At 70.8% G+C, this 26,001-nt stretch carries 13 protein-coding genes; 9 read left to right on the top strand and 4 right to left on the bottom strand.

Translation table 11 applies throughout. The features are described 5' to 3' along the window. Positions 1 to 38: 38 nt before the first annotated feature. Together BLQ77_RS04960 and BLQ77_RS04955 are read right to left on the bottom strand one after the other, a co-directional pair. Positions 39 to 1,004: a KpsF/GutQ family sugar-phosphate isomerase gene (locus tag BLQ77_RS04960; RefSeq protein ID WP_008886732.1), complete on the bottom strand. Its 966-nt coding sequence runs from the start codon at positions 1,002 to 1,004 to the stop codon at positions 39 to 41. Positions 1,005 to 1,102: 98 nt separating this feature from the next. Further along, complete coding sequence (locus BLQ77_RS04955) at positions 1,103 to 1,603, bottom strand: SH3 domain-containing protein (RefSeq protein ID WP_008886930.1); 501 nt, start codon at positions 1,601 to 1,603, stop codon at positions 1,103 to 1,105. Positions 1,604 to 1,707: 104 nt separating this feature from the next. Between BLQ77_RS04955 and BLQ77_RS04950 the strand changes: the two genes are divergently transcribed. Then, positions 1,708 to 2,694 carry a 2-hydroxyacid dehydrogenase gene (locus BLQ77_RS04950; protein ID WP_008887052.1) on the top strand — a complete coding sequence of 329 codons (987 nt, stop codon included), beginning with the start codon at positions 1,708 to 1,710 and terminating at the stop codon, positions 2,692 to 2,694. A 216-nt stretch (positions 2,695 to 2,910) separates the two neighbouring features. Then, positions 2,911 to 4,149 (top strand): hypothetical protein, encoded by a 1,239-nt coding sequence (locus tag BLQ77_RS04945; protein WP_089956161.1) that lies wholly within the window; start codon positions 2,911 to 2,913, stop codon positions 4,147 to 4,149. Positions 4,150 to 4,206: 57 nt separating this feature from the next. Here the strand turns inward: BLQ77_RS04945 and BLQ77_RS04940 are convergent, their stop codons facing one another. Further along, complete coding sequence (locus BLQ77_RS04940) at positions 4,207 to 5,775, bottom strand: 2-isopropylmalate synthase (protein WP_008887244.1); 1,569 nt, start codon at positions 5,773 to 5,775, stop codon at positions 4,207 to 4,209. 327 nt (positions 5,776 to 6,102) lie between these two features. On the opposite strand from BLQ77_RS04940, the gene BLQ77_RS04935 reads away from it, so the two are divergent. After that, the gene (locus BLQ77_RS04935) at positions 6,103 to 9,084 is read left to right on the top strand and encodes a calcium-binding protein (protein WP_165617030.1); all 2,982 of its coding nucleotides are present in this window, start codon (positions 6,103 to 6,105) and stop codon (positions 9,082 to 9,084) included. 292 nt (positions 9,085 to 9,376) lie between these two features. Here BLQ77_RS04935 and epsE read toward each other — a convergent pair whose 3' ends face one another. After that, positions 9,377 to 10,591: an exopolysaccharide biosynthesis GT4 family glycosyltransferase EpsE gene (gene epsE, locus BLQ77_RS04930; RefSeq protein WP_242661631.1), complete on the bottom strand. Its 1,215-nt coding sequence runs from the start codon at positions 10,589 to 10,591 to the stop codon at positions 9,377 to 9,379. Between the two features lie 148 nt (positions 10,592 to 10,739). On the opposite strand from epsE, the gene BLQ77_RS04925 reads away from it, so the two are divergent. From BLQ77_RS04925 to BLQ77_RS04900, 6 genes are all read left to right on the top strand, one after another. Further along, positions 10,740 to 11,600 (top strand): glycosyltransferase family 2 protein, encoded by an 861-nt coding sequence (locus tag BLQ77_RS04925; RefSeq protein ID WP_089956152.1) that lies wholly within the window; start codon positions 10,740 to 10,742, stop codon positions 11,598 to 11,600. After that, positions 11,597 to 12,958 (top strand): oligosaccharide flippase family protein, encoded by a 1,362-nt coding sequence (locus BLQ77_RS04920; protein WP_165617029.1) that lies wholly within the window; start codon positions 11,597 to 11,599, stop codon positions 12,956 to 12,958. Before BLQ77_RS04925 ends, BLQ77_RS04920 begins: the two co-directional genes overlap by 4 nt. A 200-nt stretch (positions 12,959 to 13,158) precedes the next feature. Beyond that, positions 13,159 to 19,608, top strand: coding sequence for a type I polyketide synthase (locus BLQ77_RS04915; RefSeq protein ID WP_089956146.1), 6,450 nt, complete (start codon positions 13,159 to 13,161; stop codon positions 19,606 to 19,608). Positions 19,609 to 19,611: 3 nt separating this feature from the next. Continuing rightward, positions 19,612 to 20,628, top strand: coding sequence for a glycosyltransferase family 2 protein (locus tag BLQ77_RS04910; RefSeq protein WP_089956141.1), 1,017 nt, complete (start codon positions 19,612 to 19,614; stop codon positions 20,626 to 20,628). 5 nt (positions 20,629 to 20,633) lie between these two features. Beyond that, positions 20,634 to 25,325, top strand: a complete 4,692-nt coding sequence (locus BLQ77_RS04905; RefSeq protein WP_089956138.1) for a MupA/Atu3671 family FMN-dependent luciferase-like monooxygenase — start codon at positions 20,634 to 20,636, stop codon at positions 25,323 to 25,325. Positions 25,326 to 25,328: 3 nt separating this feature from the next. Beyond that, complete coding sequence (locus BLQ77_RS04900) at positions 25,329 to 25,994, top strand: 4'-phosphopantetheinyl transferase family protein (protein ID WP_089956134.1); 666 nt, start codon at positions 25,329 to 25,331, stop codon at positions 25,992 to 25,994. Positions 25,995 to 26,001: the final 7 nt, after the last annotated feature.

Genomic DNA, 26,001 nt, shown 5'->3' with positions numbered 1-26,001 from the left:
CGCGCCGCCCGCGGTGCCAGGGCTCGCGCTGCCGGGGCTCAGGCCACTCCGGCGCGCAGTGCATCGTGGATGTGGACGAGCCCGACCAGCGTGCCGTCCGCCTCGACGGCGAACAGCGACGAGATCTTGCGCGCGTTCATCATGCCGAGCGCCTCGGTCAGCAGCGCGTCGGGGGCGACGGTGCGCGGGTTTGGCGTCGCGACCTCGCCCGCGGTGCGTTCCATCAGCCCCTCGAGGTTGCGGCGGAGGTCGCCGTCGGTAATGACGCCCTTGAGCTTGCCGTCCTCGACCAGCGCGGCGACGCCGAAGCCCTTCTGCGACATCACCACGAGGGTCTCGCCCATCGACGTGTCCGCTTGGACCGTCGGCAGTTCGTCGCCCCGGTGCATCACCGCCGAGACCCGCAACAGCTGCGCGCCGAGCGAGCCGCCGGGGTGGAACGCGAGGAAGTTCTCGCGGTCGAAGCCGCGCTCCTGCATCAGCGCCACCGCCAGCGCGTCGCCAAGCGCCATGGCCATGGTGGTCGAGGTGGTGGGCGCCATGCCGATGGCGCAGGCCTCGGGGGCGTCGGGCATCAGCAGCACATGGGTGGCGGAACGCGCCAGCGTGCTGTCGGCGCGGCGGGTCATTGCGATCATGGGAATGGCGAAGCGGGCGCAATGGGCGATCATGTCCGCGAGCTCGCGGGTCTCGCCCGAGTTCGAGATCATGATGACCACGTCGTCGGGGGTGATCATTCCAAGATCGCCGTGCGACGCCTCGCCGGGGTGCACCACCTGCGCAGGCGCGCCGGTGGAGGCCAGAGTCGCCGCGATCTTGCCCGCCACGTGGCCGGACTTGCCCATGCCCGAGACGATGATGCGGCCGTTGATGTGCAGCAGAAGGGCGATCACATCCTCGAACGAGGCTGGCAGCTCGTCGGCGAGCCGGCGCAGGGCCTCGGCCTCGGTGGTCAGCACCGTGCGTGCGATGTCGGTCGGAGTCTCTGCCGGTGCCTGGGTCATGTGCGCTTGCCCCTGAAGATCATTCCGCCTGTTATCCGGCTCTGGCCCGCATGTCCAACGGTGCGACGGTCGGGTGCCGTGCCGGACCGGGGCGGCCGTCAGTCGCGGGTCTCTTCCGCGTCCACGCCCCAGAGCGCCGCCTTGTGGGCCCAGCCCTCGTAGCCGCCGGCGGAGATCTCGCACCAGTCGACGGTGCAGTCGCCGAGCTTGGCGATCACCCCCACCGCGAGCTTGGCCTCGACCGGCATGTTGTCGCCAGGGCGGCTGTGCAGCTCGAGCATGTCGTCCTCGACCAGCACGGTGCGCACGCCGGAGATCAGCGAGTAGTGGACCCAGCCGCCGGCGCCATCGACATCGCGGACGCGGCGCCAGTGGCCGTATTCAGCGGTCACCTCTAGAGGCATGCCGCGGCGCTTGTAGACCCAGTCGATCCGGTGGGTCAGCGACGGCCCGCGCCGCACGTTGGTCTCGCCCGCCTTGAGGGAAACGAAGCGTGGAATCGGCAGGTTGGTGACCGCTCCGCGCTCTTCCGTGGCACTGGCGGCGCCTCCTGCCAGAAGGGCGGCGATCAGACCCGCAATCGAAGCTGCCTTGCTCATGCTCTGTCCTGCCCGCATTTTTTCGGCGAGGTTCTTGTGCCCCGCACGCGCATGAGACACTGTGCCAAACAGCGAGAGCCAAGGAAAGGGAGGGGAGGGGCACCATGCCTCAGAAGCGCCTGAGTGTTGTCGTTACGCGACGCCTGCCGGAAGCGGTCGAAACCCGCCTGACCGAGCTCTTCGACGTGACCCTGCGCGACGATGATACCCCCATGACCCGCGCCGAGCTGGCGTCGGCCATGTCCGGGGCGGATGTGCTGGTTCCGACCGTCACCGACCAGATCGACGCCGGCCTGATCGGCCAGGCCGGCGAGCGGCTGAAGCTGATCGCCAATTACGGTGCCGGGATCGACCACATCGACGTCGAGACCGCGCGTCGCCGGGGCATCCTCGTGGCGAACACGCCGGGCGTGATGACCGACGACACCGCCGACATGGTGATGGCGCTGATGCTGGCGGTGACCCGCCGGATGCAGGAAGGCCTTGCCGTGATGCAGCGCGGCGAGTGGGAGGGCTGGGCCCCGACCGCCTTCCTCGGCTCGCGGCTGGGCGGCAAGCGGCTCGGCATCCTCGGCATGGGCCGCATCGGCCAGGCGGTGGCGAAACGCGCCCACGCCTTCGGGATGCAGATCCATTATCACAACCGCCGCCGCCTGCGCCCCGAGACCGAAGACGCGCTCGAGGCGACCTGGTGGGAGAGCCTCGACCAGATGGTGGCGCGGATGGACGTGATCTCGGTCAACTGCCCGCACACGCCCTCGACCTTCCACCTGCTGAACGCGCGGCGGCTGAAGCTGCTGAAGCCCACGGCGGTGATCGTCAACACCTCGCGCGGCGAGGTCATCGACGAAAGCGCGCTGACCCGGATGCTCAAGGCGGGCGAGATCGCGGGCGCCGGGCTCGACGTCTACCAGCACGGCATCAAGGGCAACCCCGAGCTGGTGAACATGGCCAACGTGGTGATGCTGCCGCACATGGGTTCGGCCACCATGGAGGGGCGCATCGAGATGGGCGAGAAGGTGCTGCTCAACGTCAAGACCTTCGCGGACGGCCACCGCCCCCCGGATCAGGTCGTGCCCTCGATGCAGTGACGCACGGGCCTGCGGGCCCCGCTGTGGCAAGGATCTGACGTCCTTGCCACATTTGCGTCCAGAATCGTGTAAAACGTTCTAACGACCGTCCAGTTTCACGAAAAACTCTCGGCAAGCGCCTCGGAAACGCCGCATTCGGATGCCTTGGGCTGCCATCCACGTCCCTCACCTTCTCAGCAACTGGAAACCTTTCGGGCTGAAAGAAGGACGTGCGTTTTGGAACAGGTCTTCGGAAACTGGGCACGTGCGGGCTGGGGCGAGGCGGGCTGGGGCGATCTCCGGATCGGGGTCGAGGGCGACCCCGGCGGCGCACCGGCCGAGGCCCGTTCACTCTGCTCGGTCGCTGGGCCGGTGCGGGTGCGCGGCTATGGCGAGGGGGCGGCAAGTGACGCGCCCCGCCTCGGGTCGGAGCACGGGCTGCCGGAGCACGCGCTTGTGCTCTCGGCGGACAATGCGGCCAGCGACATCGACGAGTTCGTGCAGATGCCGACGCTGGCCACGGCCCTCGCGCATGGCGACGCGCAGGACGAGGCGGCTCACGACGAGCCACACGATTCCTCGGATGCCGAGCTTCAGCTCATCACCAGCCGTCGCATGGGGGGCGCGTCGCTTGCCCGGATGGAAACCGACGGCAGCGTGCGCAACCTGCGCAATGCGGCAGTGAGCCTCGGGCATGTGGTGACGCTCGAGATCGTCGAGGAGTTCGAGGAGGATTTCCACATCACCCCCGCCGAGGGCCAGTGGCTGATCCCGTCGTGGATCGAGCGCGGCGCGGTGTTCCCCGGCGATCCGGGGCTGGAGGCGGCGCCGGTGTCGTCGGGTTTCTCCAGTACCGATGCAGGCGGACATGAAGGGATCGAGCCGGTGGGTGCCGTGGTCGCGGCGGCGCTTGGCGTGGTGACTGCCGACACCGGCGATGACGCCCCGGCGGTCGGCGCGTCTGGCGCCCACCATCCGGTGACGCTGCAGGTTGTGCTGCACGTGGTGGGTCACGCCGGGCAGGAGCGCCCCGAGCTGGATCTCGCCACCGCCGCCGATGCGGAAGCCAAGGGTGGCCATGCCTCCGATGATGGCGTCCTGCGTCCGCTGCCGGTCAGTCTGGAGGCTGACGGCGCGCCCGTTTTCAGCGTCAGTGCCGCGCCGGTGCCGGATCTGCCCGAGCGCGCGGCAACGGTTCTGTCGCTGGTGGGTGGTACCGGCTGGGGTGGCGATGACGACGACTTCCACTTCCGCTCGCACGCGGAGGTGGTCCACCAGGCCAGCCATCCGGCCGTCGCGGCAGAGGCACCGGACGGGGACGGGCAGGGCTGGGATGCAGTTGCGGATCAGGACGGTTTCGTCTGGCGCGAGGAACCGTCGCATCCGGCGGGGACCGAGCACGCGCCCGAGGTCATGGCCGACGTCCTCGACCTCTTCGCGACCACCGCGCCCGATGCGGACGCGATGTCCTGGTAAGCTGCCTGCCAGGACGAACACCCGCCCGGATCGCGGGCGGGTGTCTTGGGATGGGGCTCAGCCCACGTCCTTGTAGCTGATTTCCTTGACGTCGCTGCCGGTACGGCTGCGGCGCACGTGCAGCCGGTTGAGCGCGTTCACGTAGGCACGGGCCGAGGCCACCACGGTGTCGGTGTCCGCCGACTGGCCGGTGGCGATCTTGCCGTCTTCCTCGAGACGCACCGAGACGGTGGCCTGTGCGTCGGTGCCCTCGGTCACCGCGTGCACCTGGTAGAGCTGCAGGCGGGCCTTGTTCGGGTAGAGCTTGCGCACCGCCTTGAAGGTCGCGTCGACCGGGCCGTCGCCGTATTCGTCGGCGCTGCGCTCTTCGCCGCCCACTTCCATCTCGAGCACCGCTTCGGCCTGGCCGGCGGTGCCGCAGATCACCTTGAGCGACACGATCTCGAGATGATCGGTCCCCTCGGTGGTCATCGCCGCAGTCACCAGCGCGAGGATGTCCTCGTCGAAGACCTCCTTCTTGCGGTCGGCGAGATCCTTGAAGCGGACGAAGATGTCCTTGAGCTGGTTGTCACCGACCTCGACGCCGAGATCCTTGAGCTTGGCGCGGAGCGCGGCGCGGCCCGAGTGCTTGCCGAGCGGCAGCGAGGTGCCGGCGAGACCCACATCCTCGGGGCGCATGATCTCGAACGTCTCCTTGTTCTTGAGCATGCCGTCCTGGTGGATGCCGGACTCGTGGGCAAAGGCGTTCTTGCCGACGATGGCCTTGTTGAACTGCACCGGGAAGCCCGAGACGGTCGAGACGCGGCGCGAGATGTGCATGATCTTGCGGGTGTCGATCTCGGTGAAGAAGGGCATGATGTCGCTGCGGGTCTTGAGCGCCATCACCACCTCTTCCAGCGCGGTGTTGCCCGCGCGCTCGCCGAGGCCGTTGATCGTGCATTCGATCTGGCGCGCACCGCCCTCGACGGCGGCCAGCGCGTTCGCCGTCGCCATGCCGAGGTCGTTGTGGCAGTGGGTGGCGAAGATCACCTCGTCGGCGCCCGGCACCGTCTCGATCAGCCGCTTGATGAGATCGGCGGATTCGCGAGGCGCGGTGTAGCCCACCGTGTCGGGGATGTTGATCGTGGTGGCCCCGGCCTTGATGGCGATCTCGACCACGCGGCAGAGATAGTCCCACTCGGTCCGGGTCGCGTCCATCGGCGACCACTGCACGTTGTCGCAGAGGTTGCGGGCGTGGGTCACCGTCTGGTGGATGCGGTCGGCCATCTCGTCCATGGTGAGGTTCGGGATGGCGCGGTGCAGCGGCGAGGTCCCGATGAAGGTGTGGATGCGCGGGCGCGGCGCGAATTTCACCGCCTCCCAGCAGCGGTCGATGTCGGGGATCTGGGCGCGGGCGAGGCCGCAGATCACCGACTCCTTGCTGCGCTTGGCGATCTCGGAGACCGCGGCGAAGTCGCCCTCGGAGGCGATCGGGAATCCGGCCTCGATGATGTCGACGCCCATGTCCTCGAGCAGCTCGGCGATCTCGAGCTTCTCGTCATGGGTCATGGTGGCGCCGGGCGATTGCTCGCCGTCGCGGAGCGTCGTGTCGAAGATGAACACGCGGTCTTTGGTCTGGTCGGTCATGTCGTCTGAATCCTGTAGTGTCTTCGTCCTGTGGGTTTCGCCGGCGCGAAACGTGCCTCCTCTGAGCGGTCGCGCCGGGACTGCGCGCTCAGAGGCGGATTAGGAGAAGACGCAGGCCAAGCGCAAGCGCCGCGCCGGGGGCACGGGACAGGATCGCATTATGGCCAAGGGTCATCATGCGGCGGACTATACGCGCTAAAGGATAAATGAAAACCCGCAAAATGCGCCGGGTGACACCGGAGTCTGCCGGGGCGCCTTCGGGGCTTGAGTGACCCGCACCCGGGGTCATATCAGGAAGGTGGGGGCCCGAAGACAGGGAGATCGGGAGTGATCGGACGAGTGATACGGGCCGCGGTCCTGGCCGCCGCGACGCCGTTGCTGACAGCGGGAGGGCCCGCGTCGGCGCTGACCGGGGACGGAGGAGCCGATGTCTACGTCTTCGGCAACAGCCTCGTTCACCATCTGGGCGACGAGGCCCATTCCAACGTGCCCTACTGGCTGGCGCAGATGGCCGACGCGGGCGGCCGCGCGCTGTCGCTCGAGGGTCAGTGGGGCTTCCTGCGCGATTTCGCCGGCGGGTTGCCGCCACGCCCGAACTGGAGCTTTCCCGGCGTCACCGGCTTCTGGGATCCGGGCCGCGGCAGCTTTGCCGACTCGGGCGTCGACGCGGTGCTGATCACGCCTGCGAACTTCATCCAGTACCAGCCGCCCGCCGCGCCCTACGAGTGGGACAACCCGCGCCACGAAAGCCCGCTCGGCACGACCCTGACGGTTGTCGACTGGCTGCAGGGGCGGGTGCCCGACGTGCCGGTCTACATCTACGAGGGCTGGGCCGACATGTCCGGCTTCACCCGGCGCTTCCCCCCCGCCGACCGCGCCCTGCGGCGCTTCCACGCGTTCAATCGCGGCGACTACCACGACTGGTACGCGCGCTACCTGTCCGAACTGCGCGACGCCCGGCCCGAGGCCGACCTGCGGCTGATCCCGGTGGCCTCGGTGCTGTCGTCGCTGCTGGGGCCGGGGGGCGCGCTGTCGGATCTCGAGGCCGAGGATCTCTATGTCGATGCCGACCCGCATGGCACACCGAGCCTCTATTTCCTCGCCGCGATGATCGTGCACGCGACCCTCTACGGCGCACCGCCGCCCGAGGGCTACGTGCCGCCCGACACGCTGCATCCGCAGATCGTCGCCGCCTACCCCGAGCTGCGCGACCTCATCTGGGAGGCGGTCTCGGGCTCGTGCGTGCTCGACCAGGCCGCACTTGGCGCCCCCGAGCCGCCGGTGCAGACCGCCGAGACCCCCGCGCAGACCCCTGCTGCGCCGCTTCCGCCGCGTGGACTGGTTTCGCTGCCCGAGGCGGGGGCCGCGCCCGAGGGCGCCCCGGCGCTGGGCATGGGGCTCAACGGCATTTCGGACTGGTCCACGCAGCAGCCCTTCGTCGACCTGATGAAGAGCGCGCGGGAATGGACCGGCCACCTGCCCGGCCAGTGGGGCGGGGTCGGCGTCGACGAGCTGCGCGCCCGCGGCGTGCTCGACGAGGACGGCTGGCCGCTGCGCATCCCCGAAGGTGTCGAGCGGCTCGAGGCGCTGCTGCTCACCGACCAGCCCGAGGCCGCCGGGCACCTGCGCGGCGACTACCGGGTGCTCTGGTCCGGCAAGGGCAGGCTCGAGATCACCGGCCGCGCGCGCCGGGTGCGCTACGGCGAGGGCGAGGCCGGGTTCAACTACAGCCCGGGCGAGGGCGCGGTGGGGATCTCGATCAGCGCCACCGACGAGAACGACCCGATCCGCGACATCCGGGTGATCCGAGAGGACCAGATGCCGCTTTATGAGGCGGGCGTGCTCTTCAACCCCGACTGGATCGCGCGCGTGCACGACCTGCGCAGCGTGCGCTTCATGGACTGGATGCTGACCAACGGCTCGCCGGTGACGGGCTGGGACAGCCGGCCCCGGATGAGCGACTACACCTGGACCGCGTGGGGTGTGCCGCTCGAGGCGATGATCGCGCTCGCCAACCAGATCGGCGCCGACCCGTGGTTCAACATGCCCCACATGGCCGATGACGACTACGTCCGCCGCTTCGCCGAAACGGTGCGCGACGGGCTCGACCCGCGGCTGCGGGCCTATGTCGAGTATTCCAACGAGGTCTGGAACCACATCTTCCCGCAGGCGGGCTGGGCCGAGACGCAGGCGGATGCGCTCTGGGGCCGGTCCGAGGTCGGGTGGATGCAGTTCTACGGGCTGCGCGCCGCGCAGGTGATGCGGATCTGGTCCGACACCTTCGGCGACGAGGCACCCGAAAGGCTGGTGCGGGTGATGGCGACCCACACCGGCTGGCCGGGGCTCGAGGAAAATATCCTCGTGGCGCCGCTCGCCTACCTCACCCTCGGCCACGCCCCGCAGGAGGATTTCGACGCCTACGCCGTGGCAGGGTATTTCGGCTACGAGCTGGGGGGCGAGGAGATGGCGGCGCAGATGGACGACTGGCTGGCGCGCGCCGAGGCCGAGGCCGAGGCGGCGGGCCGCGCGCAGGGGGTGCAGCGGGTGGCGCTGCGCGAGTTCATCCGCGTCCACCGGGACGAGGCCGCCGTAGCGCCGGTGGCGCTGGCGCTGCTCGAGGGCTCGCTTTCCGAGCTCACCGACGAGATCCTGCCCTATCACGCCTCCGCCGCCGAGGCCGCCGGGCTGCGGCTGGTGATGTACGAGGGCGGCACCCATGTCACCGCACAGGCAACGCGCGCCGAGGACGAGCGCCTCGCCGGCTTCTTTGCGTATTTCAACTATACGCCCGAGATGGCCAAGCTCTACGAGACGCTGCTGACCGGCTGGGCCTCGGCGGGCGGCACGCTCTTCAACGCCTTCGTCGACGTGGCCCCGGCAACGAAATGGGGCAGCTGGGGGGCGCTGCGGCATCTCGATGACAGCAACCCGCGCTGGGACATGCTGATGACCTACAACGCCACCGGTCCCTCGGACTGGGAAGACCGCGACGCGGCGGACTTCGCCGATGGCGTGCTGCTGCGCGCGGGTCATGGGGGCGAGCGGCTCGAGGGCACGGCGGCAGAGGACATCCTGATCGGCGGCGCCGGGGACGACACGCTGGTGGCGGGCGGCGGCGACGACCACCTGCACGGCGGCGCGGGACAGGACCGCGCGCTGCTGCCGGGCGCGCAGGACGCCTACGCCTTCACGCGCGAGGGCGCGCGGCTGGTCGCGCAGGGGCCCGGCGGCACGGTCCGCCTCTTCGCGGTCGAGACGCTGGAGTTTGACGCCGCGCCGGGCGTGACCGTCGCGGCGTCGGGGCTGTGAGCCGGGCGGCTAAAACCTGTTGCTCAGAATGGCGGGGTCCGTAGGTCCCCACCTGCACTCCCGAAACCACTTCCCGCATCGCCAGCCAAAGGCCATGGCACGGGTGGCACACCCGGGCCGCGCCCGACCCTCCCCACGGGAGGGCGCATTGGCGATGCCGCCCAAAACCTGGACAACATCTCTGCTTGCGAATGCAACGCGTGGCTCGGGCGGTCCGAAGGCGCCCACCCAGGATCGGGCGCGTCCCTCCGCGCGACGTGACGACCAAGGTGGTAGGGAAGGTTTTCGCTCCTCAGCCCCGCTCCTGCGCTGCGAGGATCTCCGAGACCAGCGTTTCGGCGCCGAGGCTGGCGCGGAAGTTGGCCTCGATGCAGGCCCGCCCGGCCTCGCCGAAGCGCAGCGCGCTCTCGGGGTTCTGCGCCAGCTCGCGGATCGCACGGGCGAGCGCCGTTGGGTCCTTGGGCGGCACCAGCTTGCCGGTGTGGCCGTCGTCGATCAGCTCGCGTACCCCGCCCGCGTCGGTGCCGATGGCGGGCACGCCGCAGGCCATCGCCTCCATGTAGGCCACGCCCAGCGGCTCGTGCCACGAGGCCAGCACGAAGACATGACACGCCATCAGCTTGGCCCGCACCGCGCCGGCGTCGATCGCGCCCAGAAGCTTGACGTGGTCCTGCAGCCGCAGCTTGCGCAGATGCGCCTCGAGCTCCTTGCGGTAGCCCTCGCCGCCGGCGTCGTCCTCGCCCGCGATCTCGAGCCGCACGTCGACGCCCTGGTCGAGCAACTGCCGCACCGCCGACATCAGGTCCTGATGGCCCTTCACCACGTTCAGCCGCCCGCAGGAAAACAGCCGGATCGGCCGGCCCTTTTCGGGCCCGAGGTAGGGCGTGTCTCGCGTCAGCATGTCGACATCGACCCCCATGGGCCGGACCACCACGCGTTCGGGCAGGGCGTCGGGCATCGCCTCCTGCATCTCTGCAAGCAGCTTGCGGGTGATCACCGTGGCGAAGGCGGCGCCCTGCCACTTGAAGCGCTGACCGGGGCCGTAATCCGGGAGCGGCCCGTGCAGGGTCAGCGAGTAGCGCGGCCCGCCGAGGCGCCGCGCGAGCGCCGCGATCAGCGCGGCGCGGCCGCAGGAATGCACGTGCACATGGTCGAGCTGGTGCTGTGCAGCATGGTCGGTCAGCGCCTGCGCGGCGGCCAGCGTCAGCGCCACGTCCCTGCCGAAACCCACGCCCTCGCGCGCGATCCAGAGCGGCAGGCCCTGCGGCAGCAGCGACCCCAGCGCCCGGAGCGCCGGCAGCGGGCGCCTGTCGCCGAGGTAGGTGGTGCGGGCGATGGCGTCGTCTGACCAGTCATGGGCGATGAGCCCGGTGGGCGGCATGCGGGTCGACAGCAGATGCACCTGGTGCCCCATCGCCTCCAGCGCGCGGACCTCGCGCCAGAAGAAGATGTGGGTCTGCCCCGGAAACTGGGGCACGACATAGCCGATCCGCAATTTATGCGACACGCGTCTCCCCCCGCCGTCTGGTTATCCGGCGCAATCTGTCCGGCTTTTTCGACAACTTCCATGCGATTTCTTTTTTTGGCCATAGTTTGATGACACGGCGTGGCATAGCGGGCGATGAAATCGCTCATGTGTGGCGGCATTGGTACGAATGATTGAGGGTTTGCACGAGAATGCCGGAACGCCCGCCGTTTCGGTGATCCTACCGGCAAGCAACGAGGCGGCGCTCATCGGGGCCTGCCTGCGTGCGCTTGGCGCCTCGCACTGGCCACACAGGAACCCGGTCGAGGTCATCGTCATCGCCAACGGCTGCCGCGACGACACCGCCGACCGGGCGCGGGCCGAGGCCCACGCCTTTGCCGCGCGGGGCTGGTCGCTGCAGGTGCTCGAGCGCGCGCGTGGCGGCAAGACCGGGGCTCTGAACGCGGGCGATGCGGCGGCGCGCGGTGCGGTGCGGGTCTATCTCGACGCCGACGTGACCGTGAGCGCAGACCTGTTGTCCCAGATCCACGCCGCTCTAGACACCGAGGTGCCGCGCTATGCCAGCGGCCGGGTCGGGATCTCGGCGCGGGGCTGGCTGTCGCGCGGCTATGCGCGGATCTGGCGGCAGGTGCCGTTCATGGCGCAATGCGTGCCGGGCTGCGGCGTCTTCGCGGTCAATGCCGCCGGGCGGGCGCGCTGGGGCGCCTTTCCCGACATCATCTCGGACGACACCTTCGTACGCCTGACCTTTACCCCGGCCGAGCGGCTGGCCGTGCCCGCATCCTATGACTGGCCGATCGCCGAGGGCTTCGACAACCTCGTGCGGGTGCGGCAGCGGCAGGACGCCGGCGTCGCCGAGATCGGCGCGCGCTTCCCCGAGCTCCTGCGCAACGACGACAAGCCCCGCCCGGCGCCGCGGCACACGCTTTCGATGGCCTTGCGCGACCCGCTGGGCCTTGCGGTCTACGCCGGCGTCGCGCTGGCGGTGCGGCTGCGCCCGGCGGCGGACGGATGGAGCCGTGGCCGATGACGGTGGCGCTGCTTCACCGCTTCAACGGCAGTTCGCTGACCGCGCGGGTCATGCGCTCGTCGCTGCTCACCGTCGGCGGCTTCGGCGTCAGCCAGGCGCTGCGGCTGGGGTCGAACCTGATCCTCACGCGGCTGCTGTTCCCCGAGGCCTTCGGGCTCATGGCGCTGGTCTCGGTTTTCATGATGGGGCTGCAGCAATTCTCGGACGTGGGCGTCGCCCCGGCCATCCTGCAAAGCCGCCGCGGCGACGAGCGCGACTTCCTGAACACCGCCTGGACGATCCAGGCGCTGCGCGGGGCGGGACTGTTCCTGCTCGGCTGCGCGCTGGCCTGGCCGATGGCGCTGTTCTACGATGAGCCGCAGTTGCTGCACATCCTGCCGGTGGCGAGCCTCGCGCTGCTGATCACCGGCTTCCGGCCGACGCGCATGGACACCGCCAACCGCCACCTACTGGTGGGGCGGCTGACGCTTCTGGATTTCGTCACCCAGACCACCGGCGTGGTCAGCGCGGTGATCCTCGCCTGGGTCACCGGCTCGGTCTGGGCGCTGGTGCTCAGCGGGCTCATCGCCGCGGTCACCGAGGTGGCAATCAACTCGCTGTTCCTCCCGGGCGAGCGCAACCGCTTCCGCTGGGAGCCCGCCGCCGCCTCGGAGCTCGTCACTTTCGGCAAGTGGATCTTTCTCTCCACGGTCTGCGGCTTCTTCTTCAGCCAGGGCGACAAGATCCTGATGGGCAAGTACCTCTCGCTCGACCTGCTGGGGATCTACAACATCGGCTATTTCCTTGCGGCCTTCCCGATGCTCTTGGGCAGCATGGTGACCCGCCGCATCCTGATCCCGATCTACCGCGAGACGCCCCCGCGCGAGAGCCGCGCGAACTTCCTGCGGCTGCGCAAGATGCGCTTCCTCGTGACCCTTGTGCTGATGGTGCTGGTGGGGGGCTTTGCGATCGTGGGCGACGGGCTCGTCGACCTGCTCTACGACCCGCGCTACGCGCTGGCGGGGGCGGTGGTGGTGATCGTGGCCTGCGCGCAGATGCCCCAGATCATCGTGCAGACCTACGACCAGGCGGCGTTGGCGGCGGGTGACAGCCGCACCTTCTTCGTGCTGGCGCTGGCGCGGGCGGTGCTGATGGTGGGCTGCATCATCGCGGGGCTCGAGATCGCCGGGCTGCTCGGCGCGCTGCTGGGGCTCGCGGCGGCCTACGTGCTGGCCTACCCGGTGGTGGTCTGGCTGGCGCGGCGCATGGGCGCGTGGGACCCGCTGCACGATGCGGTCTACGCGCTGGCGGCGGCTGTGCTCTCGGGCATCGCGGTGGCGGTGAACTGGTCCGAGATCATGGCGTTGGTCGCGTCGTGAGCTTGGGCTGCGGCGGGGTCTCCGGGCCTTGTGCGACGACCTCCGCCCCGTCGGGGGGCTCGCGGCCCGCGCAGGGGGCCAGATCCGGCGCCGCGCCCTGTGGCGCAGCACGGGACCCGCGGGAAAACTAAAAAGCGCCGCATTTTTTCCCCATTGGTCCTTTACGGAAGCTTTCGTGGTATGTGGCAGGGTAGGCGGTCATGAGCGTTCAGGGGCAGTGCGAGGGGGGCGAGAACGACATCGCCATCGTCGGGATGGCTGCCCATCTGCCGGGCGCCGACAGCATCCTGCGCTACTGGGACAACCTGCGCTCGGGGCGCAGCGCGATCCGGCGCCTGACCGAGGCCGAGCTGCTCGATGCGGGCGAGGATCCGGGCCTCATCCGCCACAAGGACTACGTGCCCTTCGCCGCCCCGCTCGACGATTTCGAGATGTTCGACGCCGAGTTCTTCGGCTTCTCCCCCAAGGACGCGGCGGTGATGGATCCGCAGCACCGCCAGTTCCTCGAGACCGCGTGGGAGGCGCTCGAGAACGCCGGCCACGTGCCCGAAAGCTTCGACGGGCAGGTCGGCGTTTTCGCCGGCTGCGGCATGGGGTCGTACTTTTATTTCAACGTCTGCTCGAACCCGGATCTGGTCGAGACCACCGGCATGTTCCTGCTGCGCCACACCGGCAACGACAAGGATTTCATGACCACCCGGCTGAGCCACGTGCTCGACCTGCACGGGCCGTCGATCAACCTGCAGACTGCGTGCAGCACCTCGCTGGTCGCGACACATTACGCCTGCCAGGCGCTGCTGAACGGCGAATGCGACATGGCGCTGGCGGGCGGCGTGACCATCGAGCTGCCGCAGCGGCGGGGCTATCTCTACCGCGAGAACGAGATCCTGTCGCCGGACGGCGAATGCCACGCCTTCGACCATCGCGCGCAGGGCACGGTGTTCGGCTCGGGCGCGGGCGTCGCCGTGCTGCGGCGCCTTGCGGATGCCCTGGCCGATGGCGACCACGTCTGGGCGGTGATCAAGGGCACCGCGGTCAACAACGACGGTGCCCACAAGGCGGGCTACCTCGCGCCCTCGGTGGACGGGCAGGCGCAGGCCATCGCCGAGGCGCAGGCAGTGGCGGGCATCGGCTCGGACACGGTGGACTACGTTGAATGCCACGGCACCGGCACCTACATCGGCGATCCGATCGAGGTGGCGGCGCTGACCCAGGCCTTCCGCCAAAGTGGCACGGGTGTCGGCCATTGCCGCATCGGCTCGGTCAAGACCAGCATTGGCCATCTCGACACTGCCGCGGGGGTCGCGAGCCTGATCAAGACCGCCCTCGCGCTCGAGGCGCGCGAGATGCCGCCGTCGCTGGGCTACGAGGCGCCGCACCCGGCCATCGCCTTCGACGGCTCGCCCTTCGTGGTCAACGACCGGCTGACGCCCTGGCCGTCGCGCGGCCATCCGCGCCGAGCCGGGGTTAACGCGCTCGGCGTCGGCGGCACCAATGCTCATGTCGTGCTCGAGGAGGCGCCCGCGCCCAGGCCTTCGGCGCAAAGCGACTGGCCGTTCCAGATCCTGACGCTCTCGGCGCGCGGCAAGGCGGCGCTCGACGAGGGCGCGGCACGGCTGGCGGCGCATCTGCGCGCCCATCCCGAGCAGCCGCTGGCGGACGTGGCCTGGACCCTGCACGCGGGCCGCCGGGCCTTTGACCGGCGCCGGGTGGTGGTGGCCGAGAGCCACGAGGAGGCCGCGCGCCTGCTCGAGGAGAACACCCCGCGCCGGGTCCATTCCCATACCGCGCTCGACCGCCCCGACGTCGCCTTCCTGTTCCCCGGCGGCGGCGGGCAATACGCCGGCATGGCCCGCGATCTCTACGAGACCGAGCCGGTCTTCGCCGACTGGATGGACCGCGGGCTCGGGGCGCTGGCCGAGATCTCGGACGAGGACGTGCGCGCGCTCTGGCTCGCCGAGGACCACGCGGAGGCCGACCGGGCGCTGACCCGCCCCTCGCTGCAGCTGCCGCTGATCATGATCACCGAATACGCGCTGGCGCAGCTCTGGATGAGCTGGGGCATAGAACCCGCCGCGCTGGCCGGCCATTCGATGGGCGAGAACACCGCCGCCTGTGTCGCGGGCGTCATCGGCTTCGAGGATTGCATCGGCCTCGTGCACCTGCGCGGGCGGCTGATGGACACGGTCGCGGCGGGCGGGATGCTGTCGGTGTCGCTGCCCTCCGAGCGGCTGCGTCCGATGCTTGGCGAGGCGCTCGACCTCGGCTGCGTGAACGGCCCTGATCTGTCGGTGGCGTCGGGCCCGCAGGCGGCGCTCGACGCGCTGCAGGACCGGCTCGTGGCCGAGGGCATCGACCACCAGCGCATCGCCATCGACATCGCCGCGCACAGCCGCCTGCTCGACCCGATCCTCGAGCAGTTCCGCGCCTACCTCGTCACCATCGACCTGAACCCGCCGCGGATCCCGCTGACCTCGAACCGCACCGGCGCACTGATGACCGACGCGCAGGCGACTTCGCCCGATTACTGGGTCGAGCACCTGCGCGGCACGGTGCTCTTCGCCGATTGCATCGGGGCGCTGGCGGCGCCGAACCGCATCTTCCTCGAGGTCGGGCCGGGCAGGGCGCTGTCGGCGCTGGCGCGGCGGCATCCCGAGGTGCCGGGCCAGAACGTGCTGTCGTCGCTGCGGCACCGGGACGACGACATCGCCGACGACAGGCACATGTTCGAGGTGCTGGGCCGGCTCTGGGCGCTGGGCGCCGAGTTCGACTGGGGGCAGGTTTGGGGCGATGCACCGCGCAACCGCGTGGTGCTGCCGTCCTACGCCTTCCAGCGCGCACCCTATTTCATCGCGCCCGGCAAGGGCCGCGCCGAGCCCGCGCCGCAATACCTCATGCGCACCGACGAGGTGGGGGACTGGGGCTGGAGGCCGGTCTGGCGCCCCCGCGCCGTCGAGATCGAGGTCGACGTCGCGGAGGGGCTGTCCGACGCCGAGCCGCAGACCTGGCTGATGTTCATGGACGAGTGCGGGATCGCCGCGCGCACCGCCGCCCGGCTGACCTCGGCGGGCCACACGGTGATCGAGCTGCGCCCGGGCGACAGCTTCTCGCGGCTGTCGGATACCTCGTATGTGTTGGCGCCCGAGCGCGGCCGCGAAGGCTATGACCTGCTGCTGCAGGATCTCGCGATGTGCGGCCACGTGCCGACGAGGATCGCGCATTTCTGGCTGGTGACCGAGGGCGAAAGTCATCGCCCCGGCTCGAGCTTCTTCCATCGGGTGCAGGAGCAGGGGTTCTACGCGCTGTTGTTCCTCGCGCAGGCGATCTCGGACGAGACCCTGCCGCGCCCGCTGCACCTGACCGTGGTGACCAATGGCGCCGCCCGGCTGCGTGACGAGCCCTTGGCCTGTCTTGCCAAGGCCACCATCGCCGGGCCCGCCCGTGTCATCCCGCGCGAGCTGCCCGGCGTCAGCGTCTCGACGCTGGACATCGCGCTGCCCGTACCCGCGGAGGGCGGCTTGTTCGCCCGGCACTCGGCGCAGGCGCGGCGGGAGGCGGCGCTCGACGGGCTGGTGCTGCAGCTGCTCGAGGAGCTGCTCTCCGAGCCGAAGAACGGGATCGCGGCGCTGCGCGGGCCGCGGCGTTTCGAATGCGTGATGAAGCCGGTGGCACTGGCCGAGGCCCCGCCGGTCGCAAAGGACGGCGGTACCTACCTCGTCACCGGCGGTTTCGGCGGCATCGGCCTGACGCTGGCGGCGGATTTCGCCGCGCGCGGGGCGAGGCTTGCGCTGGTCGCCCGCAGCCCGTTGCCGGACCGCGCACGATGGGACGAGCACCTGTTGCGCCACGCGCCGCAGGACCGGGTCTCGCGCCGCATCCGCGCGGTGCGGGCGCTGGAACAGGCCGGGGCCGAGGTCATGGTCCTCGCCGCGGATGTCTGCAACCTCAGCCAGATGCGCGCGGTGCGCGAGACGGTCGAGGCGCGCTTCGGCCCGGTGAACGGCATCCTGCACGGCGCCGGGGTGATCGACGACGGCCCGCTGCTGTCGAAGTCCCCGGCGGGTGTCGAGCACGTCTTTACCCCCAAGGTCCACGGCACGCAGGTGCTGGCCGAGGTCTTCCCCGATGGCAGCACCGAGTGGATGGCGCTCTTCGCCTCCTCCTCGACGGTGACGGCGCCGGCGGGGCAGGTCGATTACGTCGCCGCCAACGAGTATCTCAACGCCTTCGCCCAGTCCCGTGCGGGCGGCGCGACCCGCGTCGTGGCGATCAACTGGGGCATCTGGAACGAGGTCGGCATGGCGGCCGAGACGGTCGCCGCCCGTCGCGGCGAGGTGCCCGCGGCGCCGGTCGAGCCCGCCTGCGTGCCGATGCTGGATGCCAGGAGCTTCGATGCGCGCGGCAACCGTCTCTTTACCGCCCGCTACTCGGCGGCGGACTGGTTCATCGACGAACACCGCACCAGGGCCGGCGACGCGCTGCTGCCGGGCACCGGCTATGTCGCGCTGGCGGCGGAGGCGCTGCGCGCGCAGGGCGAGCCGCCGGCGTTCGAGATCCGCGACATGGCCTTCCTGCGCCCGCTGCGGGTGGCCGAGGGTGGTTCGCGCGACGTGCGCCTGCGGCTGGCGCGGCGCGAAGAGGGCTACGGCTTCGAGATGCTGGCGGATGCCACGCTCGGTCCCCGGCGCGGGTTCGCGCTGACCGCGCAGGCGACGTTGGCGCTGCTGCCCATGGCGCGCCCCGAGCCGCTGGACCTCGACGCGATCCGCGCCCGCTGCGGCCGGCCGGTCGTGGCCTCGGGCGGCGGCAAGCTCGCCACCGCGCAGGAGGTGCAGCTCGCCTTCGGGCCGCGCTGGAAGGTGCTCGACACCCGCGCGCTGGGCACCGGCGAGGGTATCGCCGACCTGTCGCTCGCCGCCAGCGCCCGCGACGACGGCTGCCTGCTGCATCCGGCGCTGCTCGACATCGCGACGGGCTGGGCGATGGAGTTGATCGCGGGCTACCAGCCGACGCATCTCTGGGTGCCGGTGAGCTACGCGCGGGTGCGGGTGCACGCGCCGCTTGGCGGGCGCATCGTGAGCTGGGTGCGCAATGCCGCCGAGAACTGCGCCGAGGCCCAGACCGCGAGCTTCGACATCACGCTCTGTGCCCCCGACGGCGCGGTTCTGGTCGAGATCAGTGGCTTCACCATCCGCAAGCTTTCGGACCCCGCGGTGCTGCAGGCGCCGCCGCGGCTCGGGGCGTCCGAGCTCGAGACCGACGCGCCCGAGGCCGCCGCCCAGCCGCTGTCGCCTGCCGAGGAACGCCTCGCCCACAACCTCTCGCAGGGCATCCGGCCCGCCGAGGGGGTGAGCGCCTTTGCCCGTGCGCTGGCGTTGGGCGTGCCGCAGGTGGTGATCTCGTCCATGGATCTCGACCAGCTCACCCGCCAGACCGCCGCCTCGGGCGCCGGTCGCGATGAGGGGCAGAAATTCGACCGCCCGCAGCTCGAGGGGGATTACACCGCGCCCTCGAACGACATTGAGCGCACCCTCGCGGGCTTCTGGGAAGACCTGCTGGGCGTGCAGACCGTGGGCATCGACGACAGCTTCTTCGACCTTGGCGGCCACTCGCTGATCGCGGTGCGGCTCTTCGCCATGGTGCGCAAGGCCTGGCGCATCGACTTCCCGATTTCGGTGCTGTTCGAGGCACCTACGATCCGCAAATGCGCTGCGCTCATCGCCGCGCAGACCGGCACCGGGACCGAGGGCCCCAGGGCCCCCGAGAGCCGCGCGCCCGAGCGGCGCTTCACCCATCTCGTCGCCATGCACGACGGCGAGGGCGGGCCGCGCACGCCGTTCTTCCTCGTGGCGGGGATGTTCGGCAACGTGCTGAACCTGCGTCACCTCGCGCATCTTCTGGGCGCCGACAGGCCGTTCTACGGGTTGCAGGCGCGGGGGCTCTACGGCGGTGCCGCGCCGCATGACAGCATCGCCGAGATGGCCCGCGACTACATCGCCGAGATGCGGCAGGTGCAGCCGCACGGCCCCTACATGGTCGGCGGCTTCTCGGGCGGCGGCATCACCGCCTTCGAGATCGCGCGGCAGCTCGAGACGTCGGGCGAAGAGGTGGCCCTCTGCGTGCTGCTCGACACGCCGCTGCCGGTGCGCCGCCCGCTCGAGCTGCGCGACCGGCTGATGATCCAGTGGCAGGAGGCCCGGGCCAAGGGCCCGGTCTACCCGCTGATCTGGGCCCGCAACCGCCTGCGGTGGGAGATCGCCCGACGCCGCGCCACAGATGAGACCGCGACGCAGCACAGCTTCCACAACGCCGAGATCGAGGCCGCCTTCCTCGCCGCCGTCGCGGCCTACGAGGTGGCGCCCTGGGACGGGCCGCTGGTGCTCTACCGCCCGCCGCTTGTCGGCAAGTGGCAGGTCTCGCAGGGGCGCATGGTCAACTCGGAACGCGCCTACGTGCTGCACGACAACGACTGGGGGCAGTTTGTGCCGCATGTCGAAGTGCACGAGGTGCCGGGAGACCACGACTCGATGGTGCTCGAACCCAACGTGCGGGTGCTGGCGGGACTGATGCGCGAGGCCATCGGCCATGCCGAGGCGCGGATGCGGGGCGCCGAGCTGGTGGCCTTTCCCGACCGCCGGGCGGCGGAGTAGCCCATGCCCAAGCTTCTGGTCATATCGCTGAACTACCGCACTCCCACGATGACGCTGCGCTCGGTGCAGCACGCGCTGCGCGAGATGCAGGGGCTCGAGGCCGAGCTGGTGATCGTCGACAACGACAGCGGCGACGGCTCGTTCGAGGCCATGCACGCCGCGCTCGCCTCCGAGCCATGGGCCGCCGGCGCGCCGGTGCGGCTGATCCAGTCCGGGCACAACGGCGGCTTTGGCGCGGGTAACAACGTGGGCATCTGCGCGGGCTGGTCCGACGGCAGCCGGCCCGACTACGTCTACCTGCTGAACTCCGACGCCTTCCCCGGCCCGGACAGCCTGCGGGCGCTGCTGCGACATCTCGAGACTCACCCCGAGGCGGGCCTTGCCGGCAGCTACATCCACGGCGAGGACGGTGCCCCCCACTACAGCGCCTTCCGCTTTCCCTCGGCGCTCTCCGAGCTCGAGGCCGCCGCCCGCTTCGGCCCCGTGACCCGGCTGCTGAACGCCCATCGCGTCTGGCTCGACCTCCCCGAGCGCGCGCTGCCGGTCGACTGGCTGGCCGGGGCCTCGCTGATGATGCGGCAGTCGGTGCTGGACGAGATCGGGCTCTTCGACGAGACCTACTTCCTTTATTTCGAGGAAACCGACCTCTGCCTGCGCGCCGCGCGTGCCGGATACGAGACCCACTACGTGCGCGACAGCGAGGTGGTGCATATCGGCTCGGTCTCGACGGGCATGAAGACATGGGCGCGGGTGCCGGGGTTTTGGCTCGACAGCCGCTGGCACTATTATTCCAAGAACCATGGCCGCCCTTACGCGGTCGCGGTGACGCTCGCGCATCTCGCGGGCGGCCTGATCTGGCGTCTGCGCCGCGTGCTGCAGCGCAAGCCCAAGGCCGACCCCGACCACTTCCTGCGCGATCTTCTGTTACACGACATCAGGGCGATGACCCGGCCGCTGCCGGGACAGCGCGGGGCGCAGCCGCGTCCCGGCTGCCGCACGCCCGAGGCCAACCCGGAGTAGACGGCATGGCGCAGCTTTCCACTGTGGTGATCGGCAATGAATCCCTTCTCGTGCAATGCGCCGAGAAGCTGCTCGGCGCGGGGCACGCGATCCGCGCCGTGGTGACGCGCAACCCCGTGATCTCCGCCTGGGCCGAGGGGCGCGGCCTTGCCGTCGTGGCGCCCGGGCACGGGCTGGCGCGCAGGCTCGAGGGGCTGACCTTCGACTGGCTGCTCAGCATCGCCAATCTCGACATGCTGCCCGCCGAGGTGCTGGCCATGCCCGCCAGGGGCGCGGTCAACTTCCACGACGGCCCGCTGCCGCGCCACGCCGGGCTCAACGCCCCGGTCTGGGCGCTGATCGCGGGCGAGCACCGCCACGGCATCACCTGGCACATGATCGAGGGTGGCATCGACGAGGGCGACATCCTCGTGTCACGCGGCTTCGACATCGCGCCCACCGACACCGCGCTGACTCTGAACACCCGAGCCTACGAGGCCGCCATCGACAGCTTCGGCGACCTGATCGAGCAGCTCGAGCACGGGCTGCGGCGGGTCCGGCAGGACCTGTCGCAGCGCAGCTACCACGCGCTGGCGGACCGGCCCTCGGGGCATGGGCTGCTCGACTTCACCCGCCCCGCGCCCGAGCTGGCGCGACTGGTGCGGGCGCTGGATCACGGCGGCTACGCCAACCCGCTCTCGGCGCCGAAGATCCGGGCGCGGGGGCGGCTCTGGCTGGTGGGCGGCGCAGTGGCGGTCGGGGGCGAGGGGGCCCCGGGCGAGGTGCTCGAGGCCAGCGACGACCACCTGACCGTGGCCTGCGGCAGCGGCGCGCTGCGGCTGGCGCATTTCACCCACCCCTGCGGCGCGCCCGCGCTGGTGGCGCGGGTTGGCCGGGCGGGCGAAGTGCTGCCGCTCGCCGACGCCGAGGAGCGCGCCGGGATCGACGCGAAGATCGCCGCCGTCGCGCGGCACGAGCGGCACTGGCGCAAGCGTCTCGCCGACCTCGCACCCGCCGAGCTTCAGGGGCTCGGCAAGGGTGGCGGCGAGATGGTGACCCGGCCGCTGGTGCTGGGCGAGGCGGTGCCCCCCGCCGCGCTGGTCGCGGCCTGGGCGGCGCGACTCGACGGGCACGAGATCTGCGACATCGCATATGCGGACGAGGCGCTTTCCGCGCTGGCCGAGGGCGGTTTCATCGCGCCCTGGGTGCCGCTGAGGGTGCACGCGGGCGGCAGCATGCAGGCGCTGGCCGAGGACGTCGGGCGCGCGCTTGCCATGGTGCGCAACCGACGCGGCTTTGCCACCGACCTTCCCGCCCGCGACCCGGTCCTGCCCGGCGCGCCCACGGTGCCGCACATCGGCCTCAGCCTCGGTGCCGGCCCGATCGAGGGCACCGCGCTTACCGTCGAACTGTCCGCCGACGGCCCGGTGCTGCACGGCGACACCGGGCACATGCCCCCGGCGCAGGTCGAGCTGCTGGCCGCCCGGCTGGAGCTCGTGGCCCGCGAGGCGCAGCCGGGCACGCCGCTTGCTGCGCTGCCGCTGCTGCCCGAGGCCGAGCGCGATCTCGTGCTCAACCACTGGAACGAGACCGCGCAGGCGCATGACCGCAGCCTCACCATGCAGGCGGCCTTCGAGGCGCAGGTGGCCCGTACCCCCGATGCCGTGGCGCTGGTCTTCGAGGGCCAGAGCCTCACCTACGCCCAGCTCGATGCCCGCGCCAACCAAGTGGCGCATGTGCTGCGCGGCATGGGTGTGGGGCCGGGCACCGTGGTGGGCCTGCACACCCGCCGCTCGGTCGAGCTGATGGTCGGTGCGCTCGGCATCCTCAAGGCGGGCGGCGCCTACCTGCCGCTTGACCCGTCCTACCCGGCGGACCGGCTAAAGCACTACATTGCCGACAGTGGCGCACCGGTGATCGTCACCCAGTCCGCCCTGCGCGCTGAACTGCCCGAGCACCGCGCCGGGCTTCTGGTCATCGACGCCGACCCGCGGCTTGCGCAGGCGCCCTCGCGCCCCGTGGGGCCGACCAGCGGGCCCGGGGATCTGGCCTACCTGATCTACACCAGCGGTTCGACCGGCACCCCCAAGGGCGTGATGATCGAGCATCGCAACGTGCTGAACTTCTACCTCGGGATGGACGCCAATGTACCGCACGAGCCGGCGGGAACCTGGCTCGCGGTGACCTCGCTCAGCTTCGACATCTCGGTGCTCGAGCTCTTCTACAGCACCGCGCGCGGCTTCACCGTGGTGCTGACCTCGGACGAGGACCGCGGGCTGATCTCCAGGGGGCCGATGCCGCTCTCGGATGCGACGATGCAGTTCTCGGTCTACTACTGGGGCAATGACGACGGCGCCGGGCGGGACAAGTACCGCCTGCTGCTCGATGGCGCGAAATTCGCCGACGAGAACGGCTTCTGCGCGGTCTGGACGCCCGAGCGGCACTTCCACGCCTTTGGCGGGCCCTACCCGAACCCCTCGGTGACCGGTGCCGCCGTGGCCGCCGTCACGAAGAACATCGCCGTACGCGCGGGCTCGGTCGTGGCGCCGCTGCACCACCCCGCCCGCATCGCCGAGGAATGGGCGGTGATCGACAACCTCACCAACGGCCGCGCCGGGCTCGCCATCGCCAGCGGCTGGCAGCCCGACGATTTCGTGCTGCGCCCCGAGAACACGCCCCCCGACAACAAGCCCGCCATGTTCGAGACCATCGAGCAGGTGCGCAGGTTGTGGCGTGGCGAGGCCGTGGCCTTCCCCCGCAAGGACGGCACGCCGCACGCGCTGGTGACGCAGCCGCGCCCGGCTTCGGCCGAGCTGCCGGTCTGGGTCACCACCGCCGGCAATCCCGAGACCTGGACCGAGGCAGGGCGGACGGGCTGCAACGTGCTCACCCACCTGCTGGGCCAGAGCATCGACGAGGTCGCCGACAAGATCCGCCTCTACCACGAGGCGCTGCGCGGCGCGGGGCACGACCCAAAGGACTTCACCGTTACGCTGATGCTGCACACCTTCCTCGCCGCGACCCGCGACGAGGCGCGCGAGGTGGCGCGCGGGCCGATGAAGGACTACCTGCGCTCGGCCGCCGGACTCATCAAGCAATACGCCTGGGCCTTCCCGGCGTTCAAGCGGCCGCAGGGACTCAACAACCCGTTCGAGCTGGATCTCGACATCCTCGCCCCCGAAGAGCTCGACGCCATCCTCGACTTCGCCTTCGAGCGCTACTTCAACGACAGCGGGCTTTTCGGCACGGTCGAGGACGCGCTGGACCGGACCGAGCAGCTCAAGCGCATCGGCGTGGGCGAGATCGCCTGCCTGATCGACTACGGCATCCCGCGGGCGCAGGTGCTGGACGGGCTGAAACCGCTGGCGCAGGTGGTGAAATCCGCCAACGTGGCACCGGCGCTGGACCCGGGCGATTTCTCCATCGCAGCGCAGATCCTGCGGCACCGGGTGACCCACCTGCAATGCACGCCGTCGATGGCGCGGATGATCGCCATGAACGACGAGGCGCGGTTCGCGCTGTCGAAGCTGCGGCACCTGTTCCTTGGCGGCGAGCCGCTGCCCGGCGCGCTGGTGCAGGAATTCGGGCGCATCACCGGGGCCAGCGTGACCAACATGTACGGGCCCACAGAGACCACGATCTGGTCCTCGACCGAACCCGCGGGACCGGGCGACGGGGTGGTCAACATCGGCCTGCCGCTGGCGAACCAGCAGCTCTACGTGCTGGACGACGATCGCGCGCCGGTGGGCGTGGGCCTGCCCGGCGAGCTCTGGATAGGCGGCGAGGGCGTGACCCGCGGCTACTGGGGCCGCGACGCGCTGACCGCCGAGCGCTTCGTGCCGAACCCGTTCCACAGCGGGCGGATGTACCGCACCGGCGACCTGGTGCGGCGGCGCGTGGACGGGCGCATCGACTTCATCGGCCGCGTCGATCACCAGGTGAAGCTGCGCGGCTTCCGCATCGAGCTGGGCGAGATCGAAGCGGCGCTCGAGTCGCAGCCGGGCGTCACCCAGGCGGTGGTGGTCGCGCGCGAGGATCAGCCGGGCGACGTCCGGCTGGTGGGCTACTACAGCTCTGAGACCGAGCTCGACGAGGCCGCGCTGAGGACGGCGCTGCGGGCGGATCTGCCGGTCTTCATGGTGCCGTCGCACCTTGTCCGGCTCGAGAGCTTCCCGCTCACGCCGAACAAGAAAGTCGACCGCAAGGCGCTGCCGAAGCCGCAGCACAAGCGCCCCGCCGTGCCGGGTGTCGCGGTGGCCGAGCCTACCGCCGTGCCGGATCTGGCACCTGCCACAGTACCGTGGCCGGCACCGATGCACGTTGGCCCGGGCCCGGACGATGGTCGGCTGCAGGCGCGCATTGCCGAGATCTGGTGCTCGGTGCTGGGCGTGGCGCAGGTTTCGGGGTGTGACAGCTTCTTCGACCTCGGCGGGCACTCGCTGCTGGCGGTGCAGGCGCATCGCGCGATCCGCGGCGAGCTGGGTGCCATGGGGCTCTCGATCACCGACATCTTCCGCTTCCCGGTGCTCGCGGATCTGACGGCGCGGGTCGCGGCGCTGATGGCAGCCGCCACCCCGGAGCCGGTGACTCAGGAGCCCGCCCGCGCCCCGGTGCAGCCCGCCGCCCGGGCGGCGGCGCCGGTCCCGGTCGAGCGCGCGCAGGCCCGCTCCGACGCCATGGCCCGCCGTCGCGCCATGCGGGCGCGGCGCAGCGCCTGAGCCGTGACGGTCGCGGCTCTCGACAGGGCGCTGGCCGCTCTGGATCTGCCCGCCGGGCTCGGCTGGGCGGTCTCGGGGCCGGTCGACGAGCTCGGGGCGCTCTTCCCCGAGGAGCGCGCCGCCGCCGCCCGCGCAGTCCCGTCGCGGCAGGCGGAGTTCGCCGGCGGACGGCAGGCCGCCCGGCGCGCGATGGCGGCGCTCGGCCTGCCGCCGTGTGCCGTGCCGGTAGGCGCCGACCGCGCCCCGCGCTGGCCCGAGGGCGTGGTGGGCAGCATCACCCATGACGGTGGGCTCTGCCTCGCCATCGTCGGACGGTCGGAGGCGTGGCAGGCCATCGGCATCGACCTTGAGCGCGATGCGGAACTGTCCCCGGAGATCGCCGCCGAAATCGCGACCGCGACCGAGCTTTCGACCCTCGCCCCACTGTCCCGCGGGCGGGCGGCGGCGCGGGTGTTCAGCGCCAAGGAGGCCGCCTACAAGGCGCAGTACCCGCTGACGGGCTGCCTCTTCGGCTTCGAGGCCATGGCCGCCCATCTGCCAGACGGCGGGATGCGCATGTGCGCCGACACCGGGCTCGGGAGAGGCGCCGCGCTGCCCATGCAGCAGCACCTCGTCGCCGGGCGGGTGCTGTCGCTGTGCCTGATGCCACGCCCCGCGGTTCACGGATGAGACACGG

The organism is Salipiger thiooxidans (assembly GCF_900102075.1).
In the GTDB taxonomy this organism is placed as follows: domain Bacteria; phylum Pseudomonadota; class Alphaproteobacteria; order Rhodobacterales; family Rhodobacteraceae; genus Salipiger; species Salipiger thiooxidans.
The sequence above is the reverse complement of the archived record's forward strand: the minus strand, read 5'-3'. Positions and strand labels throughout refer to the sequence as shown.